We start from the raw sequence: 22,630 nt of genomic DNA on the forward strand, positions 1-22,630 counted from the left end.
AGGGGTTTGCGTGGGGCCATCTGCCAATTGCGCCGGTGTGTCGCACGATCTGGCTGATATTTCGAGCTTTTTTTGTGACCGATGCGATCAGCAGGCCACCGGAGCCGCGAATTCAATGCCCTGAGATGGTCAACAACCGATCATTTTCGAACATGCATTCAATTTGTTCGGCTAGCTGGGATTCCCTGGTGTGTTCTGGGCGCTCTGGGAGCGTGCCCGCTGCCAGCGGCCGAGCAGCCCCTCGGGCACCTCTTCCGCGGTGAGGGCGAAGACGAGGTGGTCGCGCCAGGCGCCGTCGATGTGGAGATAACGCGGCCGCAGCCCCTCCTCACGGAATCCGAGTTTCTCCACGACCCGGCGGCTGGGCCGGTTCTCCGGGCGAATGCAGACCTCGATGCGGTGCAGACCAACGGTGCGGAAACAGTGGTCCACCACGAGCGCGACGGCCGTCGGCATCACCCCGCGGCCGGCCACCGACTGGTCCACCCAGTACCCGACGTGGCCCGAGCACATCGACCCCCAGGTGATCCCGGCGACGGTCAACTGCCCCACCAGGCGCCCCTGGTACTCGATGACGAACGGCAGCATGCGGCCCGAGTTCGCCTCGGAGCGCAGATGCCGGACCATCTGCCGGTAGGTCGGCCGGTGCGCTATCGGACCACTCGGCGTGGGCGGCGGGATGGTCGCCTCCCAAGGGCGCAGCCAGTCGCGGTTGCGCCGGTTGACCTCGCGCCAGGCCCGCTGGTCGCGCACCTTTATGGGCCGGAGGACGACGTCGCCGTCCACCAGCACGACAGGCCAGGACAGGCTGTTCAGCTCGCACCCCCGCTGCTCGGTCTGGGGTGGTCGCCGCCGCGGATCTGGTCGACGGCGTGCGCAAGCAGCGGTTCCAGGACGGCGAGGCCGTCCCGCACCCCGCCGGTGGACCCCGGAAGGTTGACGATCAGTGTCCGGCCCGCCACTCCGGCCAGGCCCCGGGAGAGCGCGGCGGTGGGCACCTTCTCCCGTCCGAACGCCCGGACGGCCTCGGCGATGCCCGGTACCTCGTAGTCGAGCACCGCGCGGGTCGCCTCGGGCGTGCGGTCGGTGGGCGAGACGCCGGTGCCGCCGGTGGTGACGACGACGTCGTACCCGGCCTCGACCCCCGCGCGCAGCGCGGCCGCCACGGGTTCCCCGTCGGGCACGACCCGCGGCCCGTCCACGCTGAACCCGAGGCCCGCCAGGCCCGCCGCGACCAGCGGGCCGCCCTTGTCCTCGTAGACACCGGCGGCGGCACGGTTGGACGCGCTCACGACCAGCGCGCGGTACGGCGCGCGCGGCGCATCGCCGGCGGTGCCCTCCGTGACCGGCCCGGCGTTCATGCCCGGCTCCAGTCGCCCGACTTTCCGCCCGTCTTCTCCTCCACGCGTACGTCCGTGATGACCGCTCCCTTGTCGACCGCCTTGACCATGTCGATCACGGTGAGCGCCGCGACGGAGACCGCTGTGAGGGCCTCCATCTCGACACCCGTGCGGTCCGTCGTCCGCACCGTGGCGAGGATCTCCACCGCGTCGTCCGCGACCGACAGATCCAGTTTCACACCGGACAGGGCCAGGGGGTGACACAGCGGGATCAGGTCCGGGGTGCGTTTGGCGCCCATGATCCCGGCGATGCGGGCGGTGGCGAGCGCGTCGCCCTTCGGAACGCCTTCGCCGCGCAGCAGCTCGACCACGCGGGGCGAGACGAGGACACGTCCGCTCGCGCGGGCGGTGCGCGCGGTCACGTCCTTGCCCGACACGTCGACCATGCGGGCGGCGCCCGCGTCGTCGAGGTGCGTCAGTCGGTCTGGCACGGAGGGTCCGGGGGTGTCCCCCCGGAAGGGCTCAGTCATGCTGTGTGGCGCTCCCGGTCCTGGCCCGTCGCGGTGCGGCGCTCGGGCCTGCTGTGCGCGCAACGGTACCGCCAAGACGGCACGCACCAGCGGGCAGGACCGCCCGGCGGACGGGTACGTCTGCGTGGCGGGACCCCCGCCGGCCGAACAGGACGCCCGCCGGCCGAGCAGGACGCCCGTCAGCCGAGCAGGACGACCTCGACGTCCGTGCCGGGCTCGACGGACTCGACGTCCTCGGGTACGACGATCAGCGCGTCGGCGTGTGCCAGGGCCGCGACCAGGTGCGAACCGGCGCCGCCCACGGCGGTCACCTCGCCGTCGGCGTACGCCCCGCGCAGGAACTGCCGGCGCCCCTTGGGCGAGCCGAGCGCCTTGTCCGCCCTGAGGGTCGCCGTGGTGCGGGGCCGGTGCACGTCCTGGAGGCCCATCAGGGTGCGGATGGCGGGGCGGACGAACAGCTCGAAGGAGACGTACGACGACACGGGGTTGCCCGGAAGCGCCAGCAGGGGGGTGTGGTCGGGGCCGATCGCGCCGAAGCCCTGGGGCTTGCCCGGCTGCATGGCGAGCTTGCGGAAGTCGATGCCGCTGCCCGGCTCGTCCTCGTCGCCGACGTGCGCCAGCGCCTCCTTGACGACGTCGTACGCCCCCACGCTGACCCCGCCGGTGGTGACCACCAGGTCGGCGCGGACGAGCTGGTCCTCGATGGTGGCGCGGAGCGTCTCGGCGTCGTCGACGACGGCACCCACCCGGTAGGCGATGGCGCCCGCGTCCCGGGCGGCGGCGGTGAGGGCGAAGCTGTTGGAGTCGTAGATCTGGCCGCTGCCGAGTGCCTCGTCGGGCTGGACGAGTTCGCTGCCGGTGGACACGACGACCACGCGCGGGCGCGGGCGTACGCGTGCCGTGCCGCGGCCGATCGCGGCGAGCAGCGCGATCTGCGGCGGGCCGAGGACGGTGCCGGCCGCCAGGGCGAGGTCTCCGGCCTTCACGTCGCTGCCCCGCGCGCGGACGTGCGCGCGTGCCTCGGCGGGCCGGTGCACGCGCACGTGCCCCTCGGCGCCCTCGGGCGCGCGGCTGCGGGAGCGCATCCCGGTGACCGGCCCCTCGCCGAGTCCGCCGTCGGTCCACTCCACGGGGACGACGGCCTCGGCGCCGGGCGGCAGCGGGGCGCCGGTCATGATGCGGGCCGCCTGGCCGGGACCCACGGGGGTCAGCTCGGCCGCGCCCGCCGCGACGTCCCCGACGACCTCGAGGACGGCCGGGAACTCCTCGCTCGCGCCCGCCACATCCGCGACCCGTACCGCGTACCCGTCCATGGAGCTGTTGTCGAACGGCGGCAGCGAGACGGGCACCATGACGTCGTCGACCAGCACGCAGCCCTGCGCGTCGAGGAGTTGCAGCTCGATGGGCTCCAGGGGGCGGACGGTGGTGAGGATGTCCTCCAGGTGCTCGTCCACCGACCACAGGCGGTCCTGGCCGGCGGGGCGGGTCGCGGCGCTGCTCAACTCTGCTGCATCTCCTCGGCTACGTAACTGCGAAGCCAGGTCCGGAAGTCCGGGCCCAGGTCTTCACGTTCGCACGCGAGCCGGACAATGGCACGCAGATAGTCGCCGCGGTCGCCGGTGTCATAGCGGCGGCCCTTGAAGACGACGCCGTGCACGGGGCCGCCGACCTTTTCGTCCTGGGCGAGCTGCTGGAGGGCGTCGGTGAGCTGGATCTCGCCGCCGCGGCCCGGCTCGGTGCGCCGCAGTATGTCGAAGACGTGCGGGTCGAGGACGTAGCGGCCGATCACCGCGTAGCTGGACGGGGCGTCCGCCGGGTCCGGCTTCTCGACCAGGCCGGTCACCTTGACGACGTCGCCGTCGGCGGTGGTCTCCACGGCGGCGCAGCCGTAGAGGTGGATCTGCTCGGGGTCGACCTCCATGAGCGCGATCACGCTGCCGCCGTGCTGTTCCTGGACCTCGATCATGCGCTGGAGCAGGGGGTCGCGCGGGTCGATCAGGTCGTCGCCGAGCAGGACGGCGAAGGGCTCGTGGCCCACGTGCGGGGCCGCGCACAGCACGGCGTGGCCGAGGCCCCTGGGGTCGCCCTGGCGCACGTAGTGCATCGTGGCCAGGTCGCTGGACTCCTGCACCTTGGCGAGCCGGCCGGCGTCGCCCTTCTTCTGGAGCGCCGATTCCAGCTCGTAGTTGCGGTCGAAGTGATCTTCCAGGGGGCGCTTGTTGCGTCCGGTGATCATGAGGACGTCGTCGAGCCCCGCCGACACGGCCTCCTCGACCACGTACTGGATCGCCGGCTTGTCGACGACCGGCAGCATCTCCTTGGGAGTGGCCTTGGTGGCCGGCAGGAACCGGGTGCCGAGGCCGGCCGCGGGAATGACAGCCTTGCTGATCCTGGGGTGCGACTGAGTCATGTCCGCAACCTTATCCGGTGCCTTTGCGGAGAATCTGAGGCTCCGGTTAATTGGCACTCATATGAGCGGATTGGGAAGGGTGCGGGAACGACCAGTGGAGCACAGTGGACCTGAGGCCGAGGGTGACAAGCGAACGTTGCGCCGAGAATTCCTCGGGGTGAGGAACAGGTTGACGACGGATGTCGTCAGGGAGGCGGCCGACGCACTGGCCGGGCACGCGCTGGAACTGCCCGAGTTGGCGCATGCGCGCACGGTGGCGGCGTACGTCTCGGTCGAGAGCGAGCCCGGCACGCTCACGCTGCTGGACGCGCTGCTCGCGCGGGGCGTACGCGTCCTGCTTCCCGCGCTCCTGCCGGACCACGACCTGGACTGGGGCGCGTACGGCGGGGAGGGTTCCCTCGCCCGCGTCCAACACGGCGGGAAGATGGCGCTGTTCGAACCCTCCGGTGAACGACTCGGGCCGGACGCGGTGCTCGGCGCGGACGTCGTGCTGCTGCCGGGGCTCGCGGTGGACGCGCGCGGGATGCGCCTGGGGCGCGGCGGAGGCTCGTACGACCGGGTGCTGGCGCGCCTGGAGCGCGCGGGCGCGCACCCGGCGCTCGTGGTGCTGCTGTACGACACGGAGGTCGTCGAGCGGGTGCCTGCGGAGGAGCACGACCGGCCGGTGCAGGCGGTGGTGACACCGTCGGGCGTACGCCGGTTCACGAGCCCCTGAGCCGCTCTCGTGCGAAACGGCCCGCCACGCGTGCGTGGCGGGCCGTCTCAGCGGCTGGTGCGGGACGGTGTCAGGGCTTGAGGACGAGCGTGTCGCTGGTGCTCTTGTCGACCGCCTTGTCCGAGAACGACCACGGGAGCAGTTCGCCGTCGGCCCACTTGCTCGTCTGGTCGGTGTAGTGGGAGCTGAAGGCGTGACCGGAGGCTCCGGTGAGGTTGATCCACTTGGATTTGTCGAGGTCGTCGAGGTTGACGACCATCCGCATGGAGGGGACCCAGACGACGCCGTAGCCGCCCGCGGCGTTCCAGCCGGTCGCGTTGACCGTGGCCTCGCCGCCGCTGAGCTTCCAGGGGCCGCGGTTGAGGATGTACTGGACGACGGCCGGGCCGCTGGTGCCGAGGGTCTGGTTCTTCAGGAACAGCCGGTGCAGCCGGCCCCAGCTCCAGGTGTCGATGTCCTTGCCGAGCTTGGCGGTCAGCTCCCAGCGGGCGTCGATCAGGGCGCGCTTGAACAGCTCGTCCATGTTGTCGGCCTTGTTGCGGTCGCCCACTCCGGCCGGCGTCTTCCACCAGTCGCTGTTCGGCTTGTCCATGAGGTTGCGGACCACCTCGAACCAGCGGTCGCCGCCGTCCGGCTGGGCCTGGTCGGCGTCGCGTTCGCCGCACTCGCGCACCTTGGTGTCGTCGTCGACCGGGCCGGTGCTGTCGACCTTGTCGACCCACAGGCACTGGCCCTTGACCCGCAGTTCCTTGGGCAGCTTGTTGCCGAAGGCGAGCTTGAGGATGTTGCGCCAGACCGCGTTGAAGTAGGCCGCGGCCGCGGAGTCGGAGTCCTGGGTGTAGTCCCAGCCCTCCAGGAGCTTCTGCGCCTCGCGGACGTCCTTGTCGTCGAGGTTGATCTTCAGCAGCTTGGGCACCAGCAGCTTGGCGATCTCGCTGCTGTTGTCCGTCTGCATCTGGCGCATGTCGTCGGTGGAGATCTTGCCGCCGTCCTTGATCTTCGACTCGATCAGGTCGGTGATGCGCTGGCTGCGGGTGCCGTAGCCCCAGTCCGTGGTGAGCGTGTAGGGGTACTTGTCCTTGTCGATCACGGCCTGGTTGGCGGTGACGATGTAGCCGCGCTTCGGGTCGTACTCGTAGGGCAGTTCGTTCTGCTTGATGAAGCCGGTCCACTTGTACGTGGAGTCCCAGCCCGGTGCCGGGATGGACCCGTCGTCGCCCGAGGAGCGCGTGGGGATCTTGCCGGGCAGCGTGTAGCCGATGTTGTTCTTGGTGTCGGCGTAGATCAGGTTCTGCGACGGCACGTCGAACTGGGCGGCCGCGTCCCGGAAGGAGCTCCAGTCGGACGCCTTGTCGAGGGCGAAGACGGCGTCCATGGTCGTGCCCGGGTCCAGGGCGGTCCACCGCAGGGCGATGCCGTAGCCGTCGCCGCGGTCGGGTGCCGCGGTGTCGACACTGGCCTTCTTGCCGACCTGGACGAGTTCGTCGTCACGGTCGGACAGCAGGGGCATGCCGTCGGCGGTCTGGCGCACGACGATCTTCTTGGACGCGCCGCCGGCGACCTTGATGGTCTCCGTGCGGGTCGTGAAGGGCTTGGTCTTCCCGTTGTACAGGTAGCCGTCGCCGGAGAGCTTCTCCAGGTAGAGGTCGGTGACGTCGACCCCGGAGTTGGTCATGCCCCAGGCGATGTCCGCGTTGTGGCCGATTATCACGCCGGGCATGCCGGCGAAGGTGTAGCCGGTGACGTCGTACTGGCACTTGCTGGAGACCGTGGTGCAGTGCAGGCCCATCTGGTACCAGACCGACGGCAGTGACGCCGACAGGTGCGGGTCGTTGGCTAGCAGCGGCTTGCCGGTGATGGTGTGCTCGCCGCCGACGACCCAGGAGTTGGAGCCGATGCCCTGGCCGTTCACGCCGACGGCCGTGGGGACGTCGTCCAGGACGTTGTAGAGGCTCGCCAGCTGGCTCGTGAGCGCCGATCCGGTGGACGACGAGGTCGAGGAGCCGCTCGTGTCCGTGGAGGATCCGGTGCCGCTCGTGGAGCCGCTCTGTTCGAACGTCTTGGTGAGCTCGTCGTACTGGCCGTCCTGGACGATCGTCTGGTTGCGGCTGTACGGGTAGTCCGGATAGAGGTCCTTGATCTGCTGCGCGCCGAGGCGGCTGGTCATCAGGGCGCGGTCGATCTCGTCGTCCATGTTGCCGCGCAGGTCCCAGGCCATCGCCTTCAGCCAGGAGACCGAGTCGACGGGCGTCCACTGCTCGGGCTTGTAGTCGTTGACGAAGCCGAGGGCCGCGTACTCCAGGGAGATGTCCTTGCCGTCCTTGCCCTGGAGGTAGGCGTTGACCCCCTTGGAGTAGGCCTGGAGGTACTTCTTCGTGGAGTCCGACAGCTTGGTGTCGTACTCCTCCTTCGCGACCCGGTCCCAGCCCATGGTGCGCAGGAACTCGTCGTTCTTCACCTGGCTCTTGCCGAACATCTCCGACAGGCGCCCGGAGGTCATGTGGCGGCGCACGTCCATCTCGTAGAACCGGTCCTGCGCCTGGACGTAGCCCTGCGCCATGAACAGGTCCTCGTCGGTCGAGGCGTAGATCTGCGGGATCCCGTAGCTGTCGCGCTTCACGGTCACGGGCCCGGAGAGGCCTTCGAGCGTGATCGAACCCTTGGTCTGCGGGAAGGACGCGCGGACCGTGCTGACCGACCAGTACGCCCCGTAGAAGACGCCACCGACGACGGCCAGGACGAGCACGAGCACGATGAGTCGGGCTCTGCGCCCCTTCTTCCTGCCGGACTTGGCAGGCTTGTCACCCGTTGTGGCGGTGGTGTTGGGGGGCATCGCTGTCCTTGCTGTCCTAACGCGAGCGGCAGACGGGCATGTGCATTTGACTGAGCGCTGGAGCAACCATAGGCGCAGGGCCTCACGCCACTTGACGCGGAGTGGGGATCCGGCGGGCACGGGCGTTCGATCTTGCCTCGGGAAGCGTCAAGAAAGCGTCAAGAGTTAGGTAAGGTAACGAAGTACTTGGGTGCGGAGTACCGCACTCTCGGTCCTGTGTACGTGAGCTTCCGCGCCGCCCGCGCGCGAGCCAAGGAAGGGAACCGCCGCTGACCGTCCACCACCTCAACCAGCTCCTGCTCGTCTGCTCCCTGGTCCTGCTGGTCGCCGTCGCGGCCGTCCGGATCTCCTCGCGCAGCGGGCTCCCCAGCCTGCTCGTGTACCTGGGGATCGGCGTCCTCATGGGCCAGGACGGCATCGGCGACATCCACTTCGACAACGCCGAACTGACCCAGGTCATCGGGTACGCGGCACTGGTCGTGATCCTGGCCGAGGGCGGTCTCGGCACGAAGTGGAAGGAGGTCGAACCCGTCCTGGCCTCCGCCTCCATGCTGGCCCTGGTGGGGGTCGGGGTGAGCGTCGGCGTCACCGCCGCGGGCGCGCACTACCTGGTCGGGCTGGAGTGGCGGCAGGCGCTCATCATCGGCGCGGTGGTGTCCTCGACGGACGCGGCGGCGGTCTTCTCGGTGCTCCGGCGCATTCCGCTGCCCGCGCGGGTGACGGGGACCCTGGAGGCGGAGTCCGGCTTCAACGACGCCCCGGTGGTCATCCTGGTCGTCGCCCTGTCCACCGCGGGCCCGGTGGAGCACTGGTACGTCCTGGTGGGCGAGATAGCCATGGAGCTGGCCATCGGCGCGGGCATAGGCCTCGCGGTCGGCTGGCTCGGCGCCTGGGGCCTCAGGCACGTCGCCCTGCCCGCCTCCGGCCTCTACCCGATCGCCGTGATGGCCATCGCGGTCACGGCGTACGCGGCCGGCGCGCTGGCGCACGGCAGCGGCTTCCTCGCGGTCTACCTGGCCTCCATGGTGCTCGGCAACGCCAAGCTGCCGCACTGGCCCGCCACCCGCGGTTTCGCCGAGGGGCTCGGCTGGATCGCCCAGATCGGCATGTTCGTCCTGCTCGGCCTGCTGGTCACCCCGCACGAGCTCGGCGACGACATCTGGCCCGCCCTGGTCATCGGGCTGGTGCTCACCATGGTGGCGCGGCCGGTGAGCGTGATCGTCAGCCTCGCGCCGTTCCGGGTGCCCTGGCCGGAGCAGACCCTGATGTCCTGGGCCGGGCTGCGCGGCGCCGTGCCCATCATCCTGGCGACGATCCCCATGGTGAACGGCGTCGACACCAGCCACCGGATCTTCAACATCGTCTTCGTGCTGGTCGTCGTGTACACCCTTGTCCAGGGGCCGACGCTGCCCTGGCTGGCCCGCAAGCTGCGGCTCGGCGAGGGCCCGGAGGCCGCCGACCTCGGCATCGAGTCCGCGCCCCTGGAGCGGCTGCGCGGGCACCTGCTGTCCGTGTCGATCCCCGAGGGCTCCCGGATGCACGGCGTGGAGATCAACGAGCTGCGGCTGCCCGCCGGGGCCGCCGTCACCCTTGTCGTCCGCGAAGGAAAATCGTTTGTTCCGTTGCCCGCGACGGTGCTGCGGCGCGGGGACGAGCTCCTCGTGGTCGCCACCGACCCGGTGCGGGACGCCGCGGAACGGCGGCTGCGCGCGGTCGGCCACGGGGGCAAGCTGGCGGGCTGGCTGGGCACGAACGGGACGGCGGGCGCGGGGTCGGGCAGTACGCCGAGCGCGCGTTAGCGGTGCGCCGGGCGTGCGTTGGCGGTGCGCCGGGCGTGCGTTAAGGGTGTGTTTCGGATAGTTCACACCTCCGCCAATCCCAGGTGAACGGGCCCGACGGTGCTGGTTTTCACAGGCGTACCGGGCTTTCACCCCTGTACGATGAAAGCACCTGATCGAACCAACTCTGCCTGACGCAGAGCTGGCGCGACCGTATGGCGGCCGGAACGCTCCTCGCAGTGGATGCCGGTATCTACCGCAGTTCCGCGCAAGAGGACAGCTCTCGGCGCCCCCGCACGGGCGCGCTACCAGGCGGCAGAAAGGCACGGGCCGTGGCATCCACGGTCACCACCGAGCCGTCGCAGCACCCGGCGGCGGCGCCCCGCCCGGGATACGGACAGCTGCTGCGCACCCGCGGCGCCTGGACGTTCCTGCTCCCCGGTTTCGCGGCGCGCCAGCCGTTCGCCATGCTCACCATCTCCATCGTGCTGCTCGTGCAGCACACCACCGGCTCCTACGGCGCCGCGGGCGCCGCGGCGGCCGTCACCGGCGTCTCCATGGCGCTGTTCGCCCCCTACAGCGGCCGCCTGGCCGACCGCCACGGGCAGCGGGCGGTGCTGGTCCCCGGCGTCCTCGTGCACACCCTGTCGGGCCTCGCCCTGACGGCGCTCGCGCTGGCGCACGCGCCCCTCTGGGCGCTCTTCGCGGCAGCCGTGCCGACCGGCGCCTCGGTGCCGCAGATCGGCCCCATGGTGCGCGCCCGCTGGGGCGCCAGGCTCCAGGACTCCCCCCTGATGTCCACCGCGGCCGCCTTCGAGTCCGTCACCGACGAGCTCACCTTCGTCTTCGGCCCGCTGCTGGCGACCGCCCTGTGCACCACCGTGGCCCCGGCCGCCGGCCTGGTCACGGAGGCCGCGCTCACCCTGGCCGGCGGTCTGCTGTTCGCCGCGCGGAAGAGCACCCAGCCCCAGGTGACGGGCACCGGCCACGCGCGCGTGCGGCACGCCTCCGCGCTCCGCGTCCCGGGCGTACGCGTGCTGGCCGTCGCCTTCCTGGGCATCGGCTCCGTCTTCGGCGGCATGCAGGTCTCCCTCGCGGCCTTCACCGAGTCGATCGGCGAGCCCGGCCTGAACGGCGTCCTGTACGGCACCTTCGCCGCGGGGAACATGCTCTCCGGCATCGTCTGCGGCGCGCTCGCCTGGAAGGCCGCCCCGCACCGGCGCCTGCTCGTCGGCTACGCGGCGCTCGCACTGACCGCCTCGGCGCTGTGGACGTCCCACTCGGTGCTCGTTCTGGCCGGGCTCGGCCTGCTGGTCGGCATGTGCATCGCGCCCGCCCTGATCACCGGCTACACGCTGGTCGAGAGCCTGGTCCCGGCCGGCGCCCGCACCGAGGCGTTCACCTGGCTGACCGGCGCGGTGGCGCTCGGCCAGGCGGCCGCGGTCACGGTCGCCGGACAGCTGGAGGACCGCCTGTGGGGCGGCGCCGGGTTCCTGGTGCCGATGGCCGGCACGGTCCTGGCTCTGGTGACCCTTCTGGCACTGCGTTCGCGGCTGGTCACCCGGCCCCGGAACCGTACCGTCGCACGTGGCGTCGGTCACCGCGTGCCGGTGACGGTGGACTGATCCTCAGGAATACGTCACTATGGACCGTCGTTAGCACTCATCGAGTGAGAGTGCCAGGAGGAAGACAGTGCCGACCTACCAGTACCAGTGCACCGAGTGCGGCGAGGGCCTCGAGGCGGTGCAGAAGTTCACCGACGACGCCCTGACCGAGTGCCCCAACTGCGGTGGCCGCCTGAAGAAGGTGTTCTCCGCGGTCGGCATTGTCTTCAAGGGCTCGGGCTTCTACCGCAATGACAGCCGCGGCTCCTCGTCGAGCAGCAGCCCCGCGTCGAAGTCGTCGAGCTCCTCGTCGTCGGACTCGAAGTCGTCCGACTCGAAGGCATCCGACTCGAAGTCGTCGTCCTCGACGTCTTCCTCCTCGTCGTCCTCGACGTCCTCCTCGTCGGGCTCGGCCAGCAGCTCCGCCGCCTGAGACCTCACCCCTCGGACCCCGCCGTCGGACGACAGCGGGGTCCGAGGCGTCCCCGGGCACCGCGGCTCCTGCCCCGCTCGGACAGCCAGCTAGTGTGCTGCGCATGGTGAGCATGGTGAACGCAGAGATCGGCGTAATCGGCGGTTCCGGCTTCTACTCGTTCCTCGACGACGTGACCGAGATCCAGGTCGAGACGCCCTACGGGCCGCCCAGCGACTCCCTCTTCCTCGGCGAGATCGCCGGCCGCCGGGTCGCCTTCCTGCCCCGGCACGGACGCGGCCACCATCTGCCGCCGCACCGCATCAACTACCGGGCCAACCTCTGGGCGCTGCGCTCCGTCGGCGTGCGCCAGGTGCTCGGCCCGTGCGCGGTGGGCGGTCTGCGCCCCGAGTACGGTCCGGGCACGCTGCTCGTACCGGACCAGCTGGTGGACCGTACGAAGTCCCGGGCGCAGTCCTACTTCGACGGGCTGCCACTGCCCGACGGCTCCGTGCCGAACGTCGTGCACGTCTCCCTGGCCGACCCCTACTGCCCCGCCGGGCGGGCGGCGGCGCTGAAGGCGGCCCGGGGCCGGGACTGGGAGCCGGTGGACGGGGGCACGCTGGTGGTGATCGAGGGGCCGCGCTTCTCGACCCGCGCCGAATCGCTGTGGCACCAGGCGCAGGGCTGGTCGGTGGTGGGCATGACCGGCCACCCCGAGGCGGCGCTCGCCCGTGAACTGGAGCTCTGCTACTCGTCGTTGACGCTGGTCACGGACCTGGACGCGGGCGCCGAGACCGGTGAGGGCGTCTCGCACGACGAGGTTCTGCAGGTGTTCGCGGCCAATGTGGACCGGCTGCGGGGTGTGCTGTTCGACGCGGTGGCGGCCCTGCCGGAGAACACGGCACGGGACTGCCTGTGCACGAACGCGCTCGGCGGCATGGACCCGGGGTTCGAGCTGCCGTAGGGCGGAGTGCGGAACGCAGGGGCGGAAGGCCGTAGAGGCGGAACTCCTCGTTCGGGTGGCCGGGTTGTCCACAACCTGTGGGTAGCCCACCGGCTCCGACGGGCTTCGGCGCGAGACCTCATCGTGGTCTCGCAAGCCGATTCCTCGTCGCAGGTGGTGATCCCCGTGTCCGTTCCCACGTCCCCCTACCCTGCCGTCCCTCCACCCCTTCGCTTCCCGCGCCCGCTGGGCACGGACGCCCCCGCCACCTGCGAGGTCCCGCACTTCGAACCGGTGCGGGTGCGCGGCGGGCGCCATCAGCTGGACCGGCTGCTGCGCCACCGCGGGCGGGCCCTCGCGGCCGGCCTGGCGGTCACGGCGGCGGCGCTCGTCGCGGCGGGTCCGCGAGCCGCCACGGACCCCCTGCGCGCCGAGCGGCCCCGGGGGCACCCGGTCGTCACCCAGCCGGTACGACGGCACGCCCCACCCGTGGACATGGTGACCGCGCCGGTGCGGATCGCCGACGCGGCCACCGTCCGGCTGCTGCGCCCCGGTGACCGGGTGGACGTGATCGCGGCCGGGGACACCGCGGCGGGCGGGGAGGCCCGGGTGGTCGCGCGCGGGGTCCGCGTGACGAGGCTGCCCGAGCCGGCCGACGCGGCCGCGGAGAGCGGGGCGCTGATCGTGCTCGCGGTGCCGCGCGACACCGCGGCCCGACTGGTCGGTGCGAGCGCCACGGCACGGCTGGCGGTGACCGTGTGCTGAACAACCTGGGGCGATTTCCGGGACGCTTTGTGTCAAGTCGCCCTTTCGAGCTACCGGATTGGGCACGATGGCCGCACGGTGACGTAGGTTGCGGATCACTTTGTTCCACACCCTGTGCATGTGAGGAGAGTCCCCGAGGTGAGCGCGAAGAAGGAACCGGGCATCTGGCAGGGCTTCAAGGCCTTCCTGATGCGCGGAAACGTCGTCGATCTGGCAGTCGCGGTGGTCATCGGCGCCGCCTTCACGAACATCGTCAACTCGGTGGTGAAGGGGCTCATCAACCCGCTGGTCGGCGCGATCGGCACGAAGAACCTGGACAGCTACAGCACCTGTCTGAAGGAACCCTGCAAGACGGCCGCGGACGGCACGGTCACGAGTGGCGTCCAGATCATGTGGGGCTCGGTCCTGGGCGCCGCGCTCTCCTTCGTGATCACCGCGGCGGTCGTGTACTTCCTGATGGTCCTGCCGATGGCGAAGTACCTGTCCCGCGTGGAGGCCCGCAGGAAGGCGAAGGAGGGCACGCACGAGGTCATCGAGGTGACCGAGCTGGAGGTGCTGAAGGAGATCCGCGACGCCCTGGTCGCGCAGCGCGGAAACGGCCACAACCAGCGCTAGCGGCGCTCCGGGCGGTCGCGCGGGCGGCTCAGAGGTGGTGGGGCGGCTTCTCGTCGAGGAAACGCCTGAGGTCGCCCGCAGAGTCGGCCGCCGGGCGGTCGCCCCAGCCGCGGTCCGTGTCGTCCGAGGACTGCCGGTCCAGCGGGTCGTCGAAGATCAGCGCGGGCTTCGGATCGCGCGGCGTCGACGCGGGCGCGGGCTCGGGGGCGGTACTCATGCCTCAAGGGTACGGCCCTGCCGCCCACCCCCCTGCAGGTACGTTCGCGAGCTTTCGGTGGCCTCTTCTACTGTGCTGGACGTGGCCTTTTCTGCTCTGCTGGACGCATGACGTCGAGTTCTCCCCCGGCTCCCGCCTCCCAGCACCCACCCAAGCCCCTGCGGCCCCTGCGCCGGCTCACCGCGCGCGGACGCGACGAGGCCCACCGGGTGGCCACACCGCTCGAGCTCTTCTTCGACCTGTGTTTCGTGGTGGCCATCGCGCAGGCGGGCGTGGAGCTGGTGCACGCCGTCGCGGCGGGGCACGCGGGCGAGGGCGTCCTGAACTACGCGATGCAGTTCTTCGCCATCTGGTGGGCGTGGATGAACTTCACCTGGTTCTCCTCGGCGTACGACAACGACGACGTGCTCTACCGGGTCGTCACCCTGGTCCAGATCGCCGGCGTCCTGGTGCTGGCGGCCGGCATCTCGCGGGCCTTCACCGAACACGACTACCTGGTGGTCTGGCTGGGCTACGTGATCATGCGGCTGGCGATGGCCGCGCAGTGGCTGAGAGCCGCGCGCTGGGCCCACGGCGCGGAGCGGACCATGGCGCTCCGGTACGCGGGCGGGGTGCTGCTGTGCATGGTCGGCTGGCTCGGGCTGGTGGTACTGCCGGTGCACGCGCGTGCCTGGGTGTTCCTGGTGATGGCGATCGCCGAGATGTGCGTGCCGCTGTACGCCGAGAAGGCCTACACGACCTCCTGGCACCCGCACCACATCGCCGAGCGGTACGGGCTGTTCACGATCATCGTGCTCGGCGAGACGATCGCGGCGGCGACGGCCGCCGTGAAGTCGGCCGTGGCCGAGCACGACGCGCTGAGCGAGCTGCTGCCGATCGCGGCGGGCGGCCTGCTGATCGTCTTCTCGGCCTGGTGGATCTACTTCGTGGTGCCGATCCACGGCCATCTGCGGTCCAACAGGGAGTCGTTCCTGTGGGGTTACGGCCACTACCTGATCTTCGCGTCGGCAGCCTCGATCGGCGCGGGCATCGAGGTGGCCGTCGAGGAGGCGGTCGGCAAGGCGCACATCTCCACGACGGCCGCGTCGGCGGCCGTGACCGTGCCGACCGCGCTGTACCTGCTGACCGTGTGGGCGCTGCACTCGCGGCACTTCAAGGTGGGCCTCGCCCAGCAGCTGGTGCTGCCGGTGACGGCGCTGCTGGTGGTCTGCTGCACGTTCCTGGGCGACTGGGCGGTGCCGGCGGCGGGCATCGTGTCGGCACTGGCGGTGGCGGCCGGGACGGCCCTGACGTCGCGCGCGGCCGGTCGCGAGCGCCCCGCGGAAGCCACCGCGGCCGCCTCCTGACGGATCCGGAGCGGCGCCGGGCTGGGCCAGACTGGCCGCCATGACAGTTGACGCATTGACGGACGTGGCCGGGCTGCGGGTGGGGCATGCCACTCACAGCGGCGAGGGCCGGCTCACCGGGACCACGGTCGTTCTCGCCCCCGAGGGCGGCGCGGTCGCCGCCGTGGATGTACGCGGTGGCGGTCCGGGGACGAAGGAGACCGACGCGCTCGATCCGCGCAACGTGGTGCAGCGGGTGGAGGCGGTCGTGCTGACCGGTGGCAGCGCGTACGGGCTCGACGCGGCGTCCGGGGTGATGGCCTGGCTGGAGGAGCAGGGGCGCGGGGTGCGGGTGGGGGCGGATCCGGCACATGTGGTGCCGGTGGTGCCCGCCGCCTGTGTCTTCGACCTGGGGCGGGGCGGGGACTTCCGGGCCCGGCCGGACGCGGCGACGGGGCGGGCGGCGGTGGAGGCGGCCGCGGCGAGCGCGCCGGGCGCCCCGGTGCCGGAGGGATGCGTCGGTGCCGGTACGGGCGCCGTGGCCGGGGCGGTGAAGGGCGGGGTGGGCAGCGCGAGCACCGTGCTGGACTCGGGGATCACGGTCGCCGCCCTGGTCGTGGCCAACGCCGCCGGCGCGGTGCTGGATCCCGAAACGGGCGTGCTGTACGGGGAGTTGTTCCAGGGGCGCGTGGAGTACCCCGAGGAGCGGGTGCACGAGGCCGCGCGTCGGCGGCTCGCCGAGAGCGCCGCCAGGAACGCGCTGCCGCCGCTCAACACCACGCTTGCGGTGGTCGCGACCGATGCCGAACTGTCCAAGGCGCAGGCGCAGAAGCTCGCCGGGACGGCGCACGACGGAATCGCGCGGGCCGTGCGGCCGGTGCACCTGTTGCACGACGGGGACACCGTGTTCGCGCTGGCGACGGGGGCACGCCCGCTCAACGCGAGCCCGTTCGCGTTCAACGAGATCCTCGCGGCCGGCGCGGATCTGGTGACCCGCGCGATCGTGCGGGCCGTGCGGGCCGCCGAGCCGGTCGACGGACCTGGCGGGATGTGGCCCTCGTACGAGGAGCTGTACGGGTCGCGCTGACGGCGCTGACGGCGGTGAGGTCAGCGAGGGCGGCGGCGCGGGGCGGCCGGGCGTTCTTCGCGGCCGACCGGAACCTTGCGCGTTCCTGTCGATTGTCCTGGTTCTGTCACGTGATGGCGTTCGCGGGCGCCGGAGGGAACCCCGAGGGGGGCCTCCGGCCTCTTTCTCCACGCACTGGAGCGGATCACGCACATCACAAGAACTCACACGAACCTGGAGCAGCCCGTGACATCGCCGGACATTGCAGCGCGGCGTGCACTGGGGGCCTGTGCCGCCCTGATGGTCGGCGCCCTCACCCTCACCGCCTGCGGTGGCAACGCCAACGCCAACGACAAGACCGACGGCGCCAAGGGCGGGCAGGACAGCGCCGCCAGGACGTCGACCGCGAAGATCGTGATTTCGGCGAAGGACGGTTCGACCGGCGCGTCCATCAACACGACCGGCGTGCAGGTCAGCGGCGGGAAGCTGACCGGCGTCAAGATGACCGTGGCGGGGTCGGGGCAGGCCGTGGCCGGCACCCTCTCGGCGGACGCCGGCGTCTGGAAGCCGAAGGAACAGCTGGAGCGGGGCACGAAGTACGAGATATCGGCGACCGCGAAGGACTCGAAGGGGCTCACGGCGGCGGCCAACTCCATCTTCACCACCGTCAACTCGGCCAACAGCTACATCGGCACGTACACGCCGGACAACGGGACGACGGTCGGCGTGGGGATGCCGGTGTCGTTCACCTTCGACAAGGTCATCACCGACACGAAGGCCGTGCAGTCCCACATCACGGTCACGTCCAGCAGCGGCCAGCAGGTGGTGGGGCACTGGTTCGGGTCGCAGCGGCTGGACTTCCGGCCGCAGGACTACTGGAAGGCCGGCTCCGAGGTCACGATGAAGATCGACCTGGACGGGGTCGAGGGCGCGAACGGCGTCTACGGGGTGCAGAAGAAGACGGTGACCTTCACCGTCGGACGTTCGCAGGTCTCCACGGTGGACGCGAACACGCAGACCATGACGGTGGTGCGGGACGGCAAGGTCCTCAAGTCGGTGCCGGTGTCGACGGGCAGCCCGGAGCACACGACGTACAACGGGCAGATGGTGATCTCCGAGAAGTTCGTCCAGACCCGGATGAACAGCCAGACGGTCGGCCTGGGCGGGGAGTACGACATCCCGGACGTGCCGCACGCGATGCGGCTGACGACGTCGGGGACGTTCATCCACGGCAACTACTGGTACAACAGGTCCAACCCGCCCTTCGGGCAGCAGGGCACCAGCCACGGCTGCGTGGGGCTCGCGGACGTGCAGGGCGCGCAGGGCGACACGACGGCCAAGTGGTTCTACGACAACTCGCTCGTCGGGGACGTCGTGATCGTGAAGAACTCCCCCGACAAGACCGTGCAGCCGGACAACGGGCTCAACGGGTGGAACCTGTCGTGGAGCGACTGGACCGCCGGAAGCGCCGTGTGACCGGCACCTTTTGACGGATCGTCGGGCCGCGCGGGAACTTTTCGCGCGGCCCGCGAGTTTTCCCGGCGTACGTTTTCTCGGTTCCCGGACATGATGTCCGACCGAGGGGCTACGGTATGCACCCACAAGGTGACATGCAGCAACGCCGGGAGAAACCTTGAGCGTTCCGTACGAGACGGCAGCGTACGAACCAGCCGAGTCGCCCGAGTCTCCGGAGGAGCACCTCGCGCGGCTCCTCGGCCGTGCCCTGAACTCCTTCGAGCTGCCCGACGAGGCCATAAGGCAGCTCGACTGCGCGCTGGCGCACGACAGTTCGCTGCACTCCGCGCACCACAGCGCGGGACTGCACCGGGAGACGTACCGGCACACCTGGCTGCTGGCCGACGGCTCGGCGGTCACGCTGTGGGAGCTCGTGCACAACACGGTGCCGGGCAGTGACCCGCAGCACGAGGTGTACGTCGACGAGGAGGAGCTGCGGGCCGCGACCGCGCGGCTGCCATTACCGCCGGACACACCGGACTTCGAGCTGCCGGTGCTGGTGACACTGGCGCCGGTCCCGGAGCCCCGGCACGTGTACGTGCCGGACGACTCGGCGGACCACGCGCGCCGGCTGCTGCGCCGCGCGGAGAACCCCGACCGGCCGGGTGCGGAGACGGCCCAGGTGCTGACGGCGGCGTTCGCGCACCAGATCACCCAGGCGTTCGGGCGGCCGGCACGGGTGGGGCGGTCGGGGCTGGGTTTCTCGCTCTACGAGCACGCGTTCCTGCTGCGGGACGGCCGCGAGCTGTCCCTGTGGGAGGTCGAGCACACGGCGACGCCGGACGGCCGGCACATGTGCGAGGTGTACCCGTCGGAGCACGCGGCCAGGGACGCGATGGAGCGGCGGGCGGCGCGGCGGGGCTAGCAGGGCCGGCGGCGCCGTCCTCAGTGGCCCCGGCGGCCCGAGCGGCCGCCGAGTCTGCGGACCAGGCCGGCGAAGGCGTCCTGTTCGGCGGGGGTCAGTTCGACCGTCTCGCGGAGCGGGGCGGCCTTGAGCTGGCGCGGGAAGGCGGGAAGGGCGACGCGCGCGGCGTGCCAGGCGAGGGCCTCGCGGCGGTTGCGGCGCAGCAGGCGCGTCACGACGACCGCCCAGGCGACGGTCGCCAGGGTGAGCGCGGCCATGCCGATCAGCTGGAGGGTCGAGACGTGCGCGGGCATGGGCCCCAGTACACACCACGGTCCGGGACTTTGGTCCCGGACCGTGACGTATCTCGCAGGTGCCGTGAACAACTCACAGCGAATCAAAGGGACAAGAGGGGCGTCGGCGCTCAGGCCGCGACCGGCTGCTTGGCCTCCTTCGCGGTGGCGGCCGGGCCGGTGGCGGAGCCGTTCGCCGGGGTCTGCCGGGCCGGCTTGCGCAGGCCCTTCAGGAGGACGACCAGGGCCGTGGTGACACAGACACCGGCGGCGATGGCGATCAGGTAGAGGAACGGGTTGCCGATCAGCGGGACCACGAAGATGCCGCCGTGCGGGGCGCGCAGGGTGGCGCCGAAGGCCATCGACAGGGCGCCGGTGACGGCGCCGCCGACCATCGAGGACGGGATGACGCGCAGCGGGTCGGCGGCCGCGAACGGGATCGCGCCCTCGGAGATGAAGGAGGCGCCCAGCACCCAGGCGGCCTTGCCGTTCTCGCGCTCGGTCTCGGTGAAGAGCTTGCCGCGCACGGTGGTGGCCAGGGCCATCGCCAGCGGCGGGACCATACCGGCCGCCATGACCGCCGCCATGATCTTCATCGCGGAGTCACTGGGGTTGGAGACCGCGATACCGGCGGTGGCGAAGGTGTACGCGACCTTGTTGACGGGGCCGCCGAGGTCGAAGCACATCATCAGGCCGAGCAGGGCCCCGAGCAGGACGGCGTTGGAGCCGGAGAGGCCGTTCAGCCAGTCGGTCATGCCCTTCTGGGCGGAGGCGATGGGCTTGCCGATCACGACGAACATCAGGAACCCGACGATCGCCGAGGAGATCAGCGGGATCACCACGACCGGCATGATGCCACGCACCGCCGCGGGGATCTTGACCTTCTGGATCGCCATCACCACGCCACCGGCGATCAGACCGGCAGCCAGACCGCCGAGGAAGCCGGCGTTGATGGTGGAGGCGATCATGCCGCCGACGAAACCGGGGACCAGGCCCGGCCGGTCGGCCATGCCGTAGGCGATGTAGCCGGCCAGGACGGGGACGAGGAAGCCGAAGGAGACGACACCGATCTGGAAGAGCAGCGCGGCCCAGCTGTCGCCCTGGGTCCACACGAAGTGGTCCATGACCGACGGCGCCTTGTTGATCGTGTAGCCGCCGATCGCGAAGCCGAGGGCGATCAGCAGACCGCCGGCCGCGACGAACGGGACCATGTAGCTCACGCCGGACATCAGCCACTTGCGCAGCTTGGTGCCGTAGCCCTCGCCCGCCTCCCCGGCGCGTTCGACCGGTGTGGAGGGCGCGGAGCCGGAGGTGACCTCGCCGCGGGCCGCCTTCGCGCGGACCTCGCCGATCAGTTCGGCGGGGCGGTTGATGCCCGCCTTCACGCCGACGTCGACGGTGGGCTTGCCGGCGAAGCGGTCCTTTTCACGGACGGGCACGTCGTGGGCGAAGATCACGCCGTCCGCCGCCGCGATGGCGTCCGGGTCGAGCCGGGTGAAGCCGGCCGAGCCCTGCGTCTCGACGACGAGCTCGATGCCCGCCTCACGGCCGGCGTTCTCCAGGGACTCGGCCGCCATGTAGGTGTGGGCGATGCCGGTGGGGCAGGAGGTGACGGCGACGATACGGAAGGGACGCTCCCCCGCGTCCGAAGCCGTGCCCGAGCCGCTACCCGTGCTCGTGCTGACCGCTGCGGTGCCGGCGGAGGCCGCCGCCGGCGCCGCAGCGGTGTTCTGGGCGACGCCCGCCGCCTCCGTGCCCGGCGCGGGCGCGGGCGTCTCGTCGCCGCGGATCAGGGCCGCCGCGGTCGCCGCGTCGCCCGCCGACCGCAGCGCGTCCGTGAACTCGCTGTTCATCAGCTGGCGGGCCAGCGAGGAGAGGATCGTGAGGTGGGCGTCGTCGGCACCGGCGGGGGCCGCGATCAGGAAGATCAGGTCGGCGGGTCCGTCGGCGGCGCCGAAGTCGATGCCGGCGGCGCTGCGCCCGAAGGCGAGCGTCGGCTCGGTGACGTGGGCGCTGCGGCAGTGCGGGATGCCGATGCCGCCGTCGAGGCCGGTGGGCATCTGGGCCTCGCGGGCGGCCACGTCGGCGAGGAAGCCCTCCAGGTCGGTCACCCGGCCCAGGGTCACCATGCGCTCGGCGAGGGCGCGCGCCGCCGCTTCCTTCGTATCGGCGGACAGGTCGAGATCGACCAGGTCCGCGGTGATCATGTCGCTCATCGCGGGCTCCTATGCACGCGTATCGCCCGGGGTGTGGGGTGGGCGGGTTCTTCGGGGACGGGGGTGCCGTGGGGGGCGGGGTGGGAGGCGGGGCCGGGGAAGCCCCGCCTCCCGGGCACGGCGGGGCGGCTCAGGGTGCCCCGACGGCCCGTCGGTGCGGCGAGTAACGAGACGCCTCGCCGCTCCTGGGCCGGTTGTCGGCGGGCGGCGCCGGGGAGGAGCGCGGCCCGGTGAGCGGTCGTAAGAGCGTTCATGACACCGGCTCCGTCAGTTCGCGGTCGACGGGGACGCGGTCGGTGACGGTCACCGCGGACGGGTCCAGGTCGGCCGGGGTGGGCATCACGCTGCCGGGCAGCTGGACGGCGGCGGCGCCGTGGGCGACGGCGGAGGCGAGGGCCTTCGGGCCGCTGCCGCCGGCGATGAGGAAACCGGCGAGGGAGGAGTCACCGGCGCCGACGTTGCTGCGGACGGTGTCCACGCGGGCGCTCGCGAACCAGGCGCCCGAGTCGTCCACGAGCAGCTGGCCGTCGGCGCCCAGGCTGGCGAGGACGGCGTGGGCGCCCATGCCGCGCAGCTCCTCGGCCGCCTTGAGCGCGTCGCCCACGGTCGTCAGGGGGCGCCCGACGGCCTCCGCGAGCTCCTCGGCGTTCGGCTTCACCACGTCGGGCTGCTCGCGCAGCGCTTCGAGCAGCGCGCGCCCCGAGGTGTCCAGCGCGATACGCGCGCCGCCGGCGTGCGCCCGGGCGACGACCTCGGCGTACCAGGAGGGTGCGAGGCCGCGCGGCAGGCTGCCGCAGCAGGCGATCCAGTCGGCGTCGCGCGACTGCTCGCGCACGGTCTCCAGGAGCAGTTCCTGCTCCTCCGCCGAGAGTTCCGGGCCCGGCGCGTTGATCTTGGTGAGCACCCCGTCGGACTCCGCGAGCGCGATGTTGGAACGGGTGGCTCCGGCGACCGGGACCGGCGCGACCTCGATGCCCTGCGCGTCCAGCAGGTCGGCGACGAGCGCGCCCGGCGCTCCGCCCAGGGGCAGGACGGCGACGGTACGACGGCCGGCGGCCGCCACGGCACGCGAGACGTTGACACCCTTGCCGCCGGGGTCCATGCGCTCGCCGGAGGCGCGGATGACCTCGCCGCGCTCCAGGGCGGGGACCTCGTAGGTGCGGTCGAGGGAGGGGTTGGGGGTGACGGTGAGGATCATGCCCGTAC

21 protein-coding genes are annotated in these 22,630 nt (G+C 71.4%); 11 read left to right on the forward strand and 10 right to left on the reverse strand.

Annotation, left to right across the window (positions count from 1 at the left end; translation table 11 throughout):
- Nucleotides 1-171 precede the first annotated feature (171 nt).
- From ABZ887_RS13255 to galU, 5 genes are all read right to left on the reverse strand, one after another.
- Nucleotides 172-792, reverse strand: coding sequence for a GNAT family protein (locus ABZ887_RS13255; protein WP_361287242.1), 621 nt, complete (start codon nucleotides 790-792; stop codon nucleotides 172-174).
- A 20-nt stretch (nucleotides 793-812) separates the two neighbouring features.
- On the reverse strand, nucleotides 813-1,361 hold the full coding sequence (locus ABZ887_RS13260; RefSeq protein WP_361287245.1) for a molybdenum cofactor synthesis domain-containing protein: 549 nt from the start codon (nucleotides 1,359-1,361) through the stop codon (nucleotides 813-815).
- Nucleotides 1,358-1,870 carry a cyclic pyranopterin monophosphate synthase MoaC gene (moaC, locus tag ABZ887_RS13265; RefSeq protein ID WP_361287248.1) on the reverse strand — a complete coding sequence of 171 codons (513 nt, stop codon included), beginning with the start codon at nucleotides 1,868-1,870 and terminating at the stop codon, nucleotides 1,358-1,360. Before moaC ends, ABZ887_RS13260 begins: the two co-directional genes overlap by 4 nt.
- Before the next feature lie 179 nt (nucleotides 1,871-2,049).
- Nucleotides 2,050-3,372 (reverse strand): gephyrin-like molybdotransferase Glp, encoded by a 1,323-nt coding sequence (gene glp, locus ABZ887_RS13270; RefSeq protein ID WP_361287251.1) that lies wholly within the window; start codon nucleotides 3,370-3,372, stop codon nucleotides 2,050-2,052.
- The gene (gene galU / locus ABZ887_RS13275; protein WP_361287254.1) at nucleotides 3,369-4,280 is read right to left on the reverse strand and encodes a UTP--glucose-1-phosphate uridylyltransferase GalU; all 912 of its coding nucleotides are present in this window, start codon (nucleotides 4,278-4,280) and stop codon (nucleotides 3,369-3,371) included. Before galU ends, glp begins: the two co-directional genes overlap by 4 nt.
- A gap of 61 nt (nucleotides 4,281-4,341) precedes the next feature.
- Between galU and ABZ887_RS13280 the strand changes: the two genes are divergently transcribed.
- Complete coding sequence (locus ABZ887_RS13280) at nucleotides 4,342-4,995, forward strand: 5-formyltetrahydrofolate cyclo-ligase (RefSeq protein ID WP_361287257.1); 654 nt, start codon at nucleotides 4,342-4,344, stop codon at nucleotides 4,993-4,995.
- A gap of 70 nt (nucleotides 4,996-5,065) precedes the next feature.
- Here the strand turns inward: ABZ887_RS13280 and ABZ887_RS13285 are convergent, their stop codons facing one another.
- Nucleotides 5,066-7,828, reverse strand: a complete 2,763-nt coding sequence (locus tag ABZ887_RS13285) for a penicillin acylase family protein (protein ID WP_361287260.1) — start codon at nucleotides 7,826-7,828, stop codon at nucleotides 5,066-5,068.
- 269 nt (nucleotides 7,829-8,097) lie between these two features.
- On the opposite strand from ABZ887_RS13285, the gene ABZ887_RS13290 reads away from it, so the two are divergent.
- From ABZ887_RS13290 to mscL, 6 genes are all read left to right on the forward strand, one after another.
- Nucleotides 8,098-9,627: a potassium/proton antiporter gene (locus tag ABZ887_RS13290; RefSeq protein ID WP_361287374.1), complete on the forward strand. Its 1,530-nt coding sequence runs from the start codon at nucleotides 8,098-8,100 to the stop codon at nucleotides 9,625-9,627.
- Between the two features lie 311 nt (nucleotides 9,628-9,938).
- Complete coding sequence (locus ABZ887_RS13295) at nucleotides 9,939-11,231, forward strand: MFS transporter (RefSeq protein ID WP_361287263.1); 1,293 nt, start codon at nucleotides 9,939-9,941, stop codon at nucleotides 11,229-11,231.
- Between the two features lie 67 nt (nucleotides 11,232-11,298).
- Nucleotides 11,299-11,643 carry an FmdB family zinc ribbon protein gene (locus ABZ887_RS13300; protein ID WP_361287266.1) on the forward strand — a complete coding sequence of 115 codons (345 nt, stop codon included), beginning with the start codon at nucleotides 11,299-11,301 and terminating at the stop codon, nucleotides 11,641-11,643.
- Nucleotides 11,644-11,755: 112 nt separating this feature from the next.
- On the forward strand, nucleotides 11,756-12,589 hold the full coding sequence (locus ABZ887_RS13305) for an S-methyl-5'-thioadenosine phosphorylase (protein ID WP_361287377.1): 834 nt from the start codon (nucleotides 11,756-11,758) through the stop codon (nucleotides 12,587-12,589).
- A gap of 165 nt (nucleotides 12,590-12,754) precedes the next feature.
- Complete coding sequence (locus tag ABZ887_RS13310) at nucleotides 12,755-13,333, forward strand: hypothetical protein (RefSeq protein ID WP_361287269.1); 579 nt, start codon at nucleotides 12,755-12,757, stop codon at nucleotides 13,331-13,333.
- A 138-nt stretch (nucleotides 13,334-13,471) separates the two neighbouring features.
- Nucleotides 13,472-13,948 (forward strand): large conductance mechanosensitive channel protein MscL, encoded by a 477-nt coding sequence (gene mscL, locus ABZ887_RS13315; protein ID WP_361287272.1) that lies wholly within the window; start codon nucleotides 13,472-13,474, stop codon nucleotides 13,946-13,948.
- A gap of 28 nt (nucleotides 13,949-13,976) precedes the next feature.
- On the opposite strand, the gene ABZ887_RS13320 is transcribed toward mscL, so the two are convergent.
- Nucleotides 13,977-14,165, reverse strand: a complete 189-nt coding sequence (locus ABZ887_RS13320) for a hypothetical protein (protein WP_361287275.1) — start codon at nucleotides 14,163-14,165, stop codon at nucleotides 13,977-13,979.
- 107 nt (nucleotides 14,166-14,272) lie between these two features.
- On the opposite strand from ABZ887_RS13320, the gene ABZ887_RS13325 reads away from it, so the two are divergent.
- The 4 genes from ABZ887_RS13325 to ABZ887_RS13340 all read left to right on the forward strand — a co-directional run bounded on the left by ABZ887_RS13325 (nucleotide 14,273) and on the right by ABZ887_RS13340 (nucleotide 18,936).
- The gene (locus ABZ887_RS13325; RefSeq protein WP_361287278.1) at nucleotides 14,273-15,511 is read left to right on the forward strand and encodes a low temperature requirement protein A; all 1,239 of its coding nucleotides are present in this window, start codon (nucleotides 14,273-14,275) and stop codon (nucleotides 15,509-15,511) included.
- A 40-nt stretch (nucleotides 15,512-15,551) separates the two neighbouring features.
- Nucleotides 15,552-16,577, forward strand: a complete 1,026-nt coding sequence (locus tag ABZ887_RS13330) for a P1 family peptidase (RefSeq protein ID WP_361287281.1) — start codon at nucleotides 15,552-15,554, stop codon at nucleotides 16,575-16,577.
- Between the two features lie 225 nt (nucleotides 16,578-16,802).
- On the forward strand, nucleotides 16,803-18,032 hold the full coding sequence (locus tag ABZ887_RS13335; protein ID WP_361287284.1) for an Ig-like domain-containing protein: 1,230 nt from the start codon (nucleotides 16,803-16,805) through the stop codon (nucleotides 18,030-18,032).
- Between the two features lie 157 nt (nucleotides 18,033-18,189).
- Complete coding sequence (locus tag ABZ887_RS13340; protein ID WP_361287287.1) at nucleotides 18,190-18,936, forward strand: DUF6227 family protein; 747 nt, start codon at nucleotides 18,190-18,192, stop codon at nucleotides 18,934-18,936.
- 20 nt (nucleotides 18,937-18,956) lie between these two features.
- On the opposite strand, the gene ABZ887_RS13345 is transcribed toward ABZ887_RS13340, so the two are convergent.
- From ABZ887_RS13345 to pfkB, 3 genes are all read right to left on the reverse strand, one after another.
- Nucleotides 18,957-19,229, reverse strand: a complete 273-nt coding sequence (locus ABZ887_RS13345) for a hypothetical protein (protein WP_361287290.1) — start codon at nucleotides 19,227-19,229, stop codon at nucleotides 18,957-18,959.
- Nucleotides 19,230-19,339: 110 nt separating this feature from the next.
- On the reverse strand, nucleotides 19,340-21,424 hold the full coding sequence (locus ABZ887_RS13350) for a fructose-specific PTS transporter subunit EIIC (protein ID WP_361287293.1): 2,085 nt from the start codon (nucleotides 21,422-21,424) through the stop codon (nucleotides 19,340-19,342).
- A gap of 250 nt (nucleotides 21,425-21,674) precedes the next feature.
- Nucleotides 21,675-22,622, reverse strand: a complete 948-nt coding sequence (pfkB, locus tag ABZ887_RS13355) for a 1-phosphofructokinase (RefSeq protein WP_361287380.1) — start codon at nucleotides 22,620-22,622, stop codon at nucleotides 21,675-21,677.
- Nucleotides 22,623-22,630 lie beyond the last annotated feature (8 nt).

It is taken from the genome of Streptomyces sp. NPDC047061 (assembly GCF_040643955.1).
In the GTDB taxonomy this organism is placed as follows: domain Bacteria; phylum Actinomycetota; class Actinomycetes; order Streptomycetales; family Streptomycetaceae; genus Streptomyces.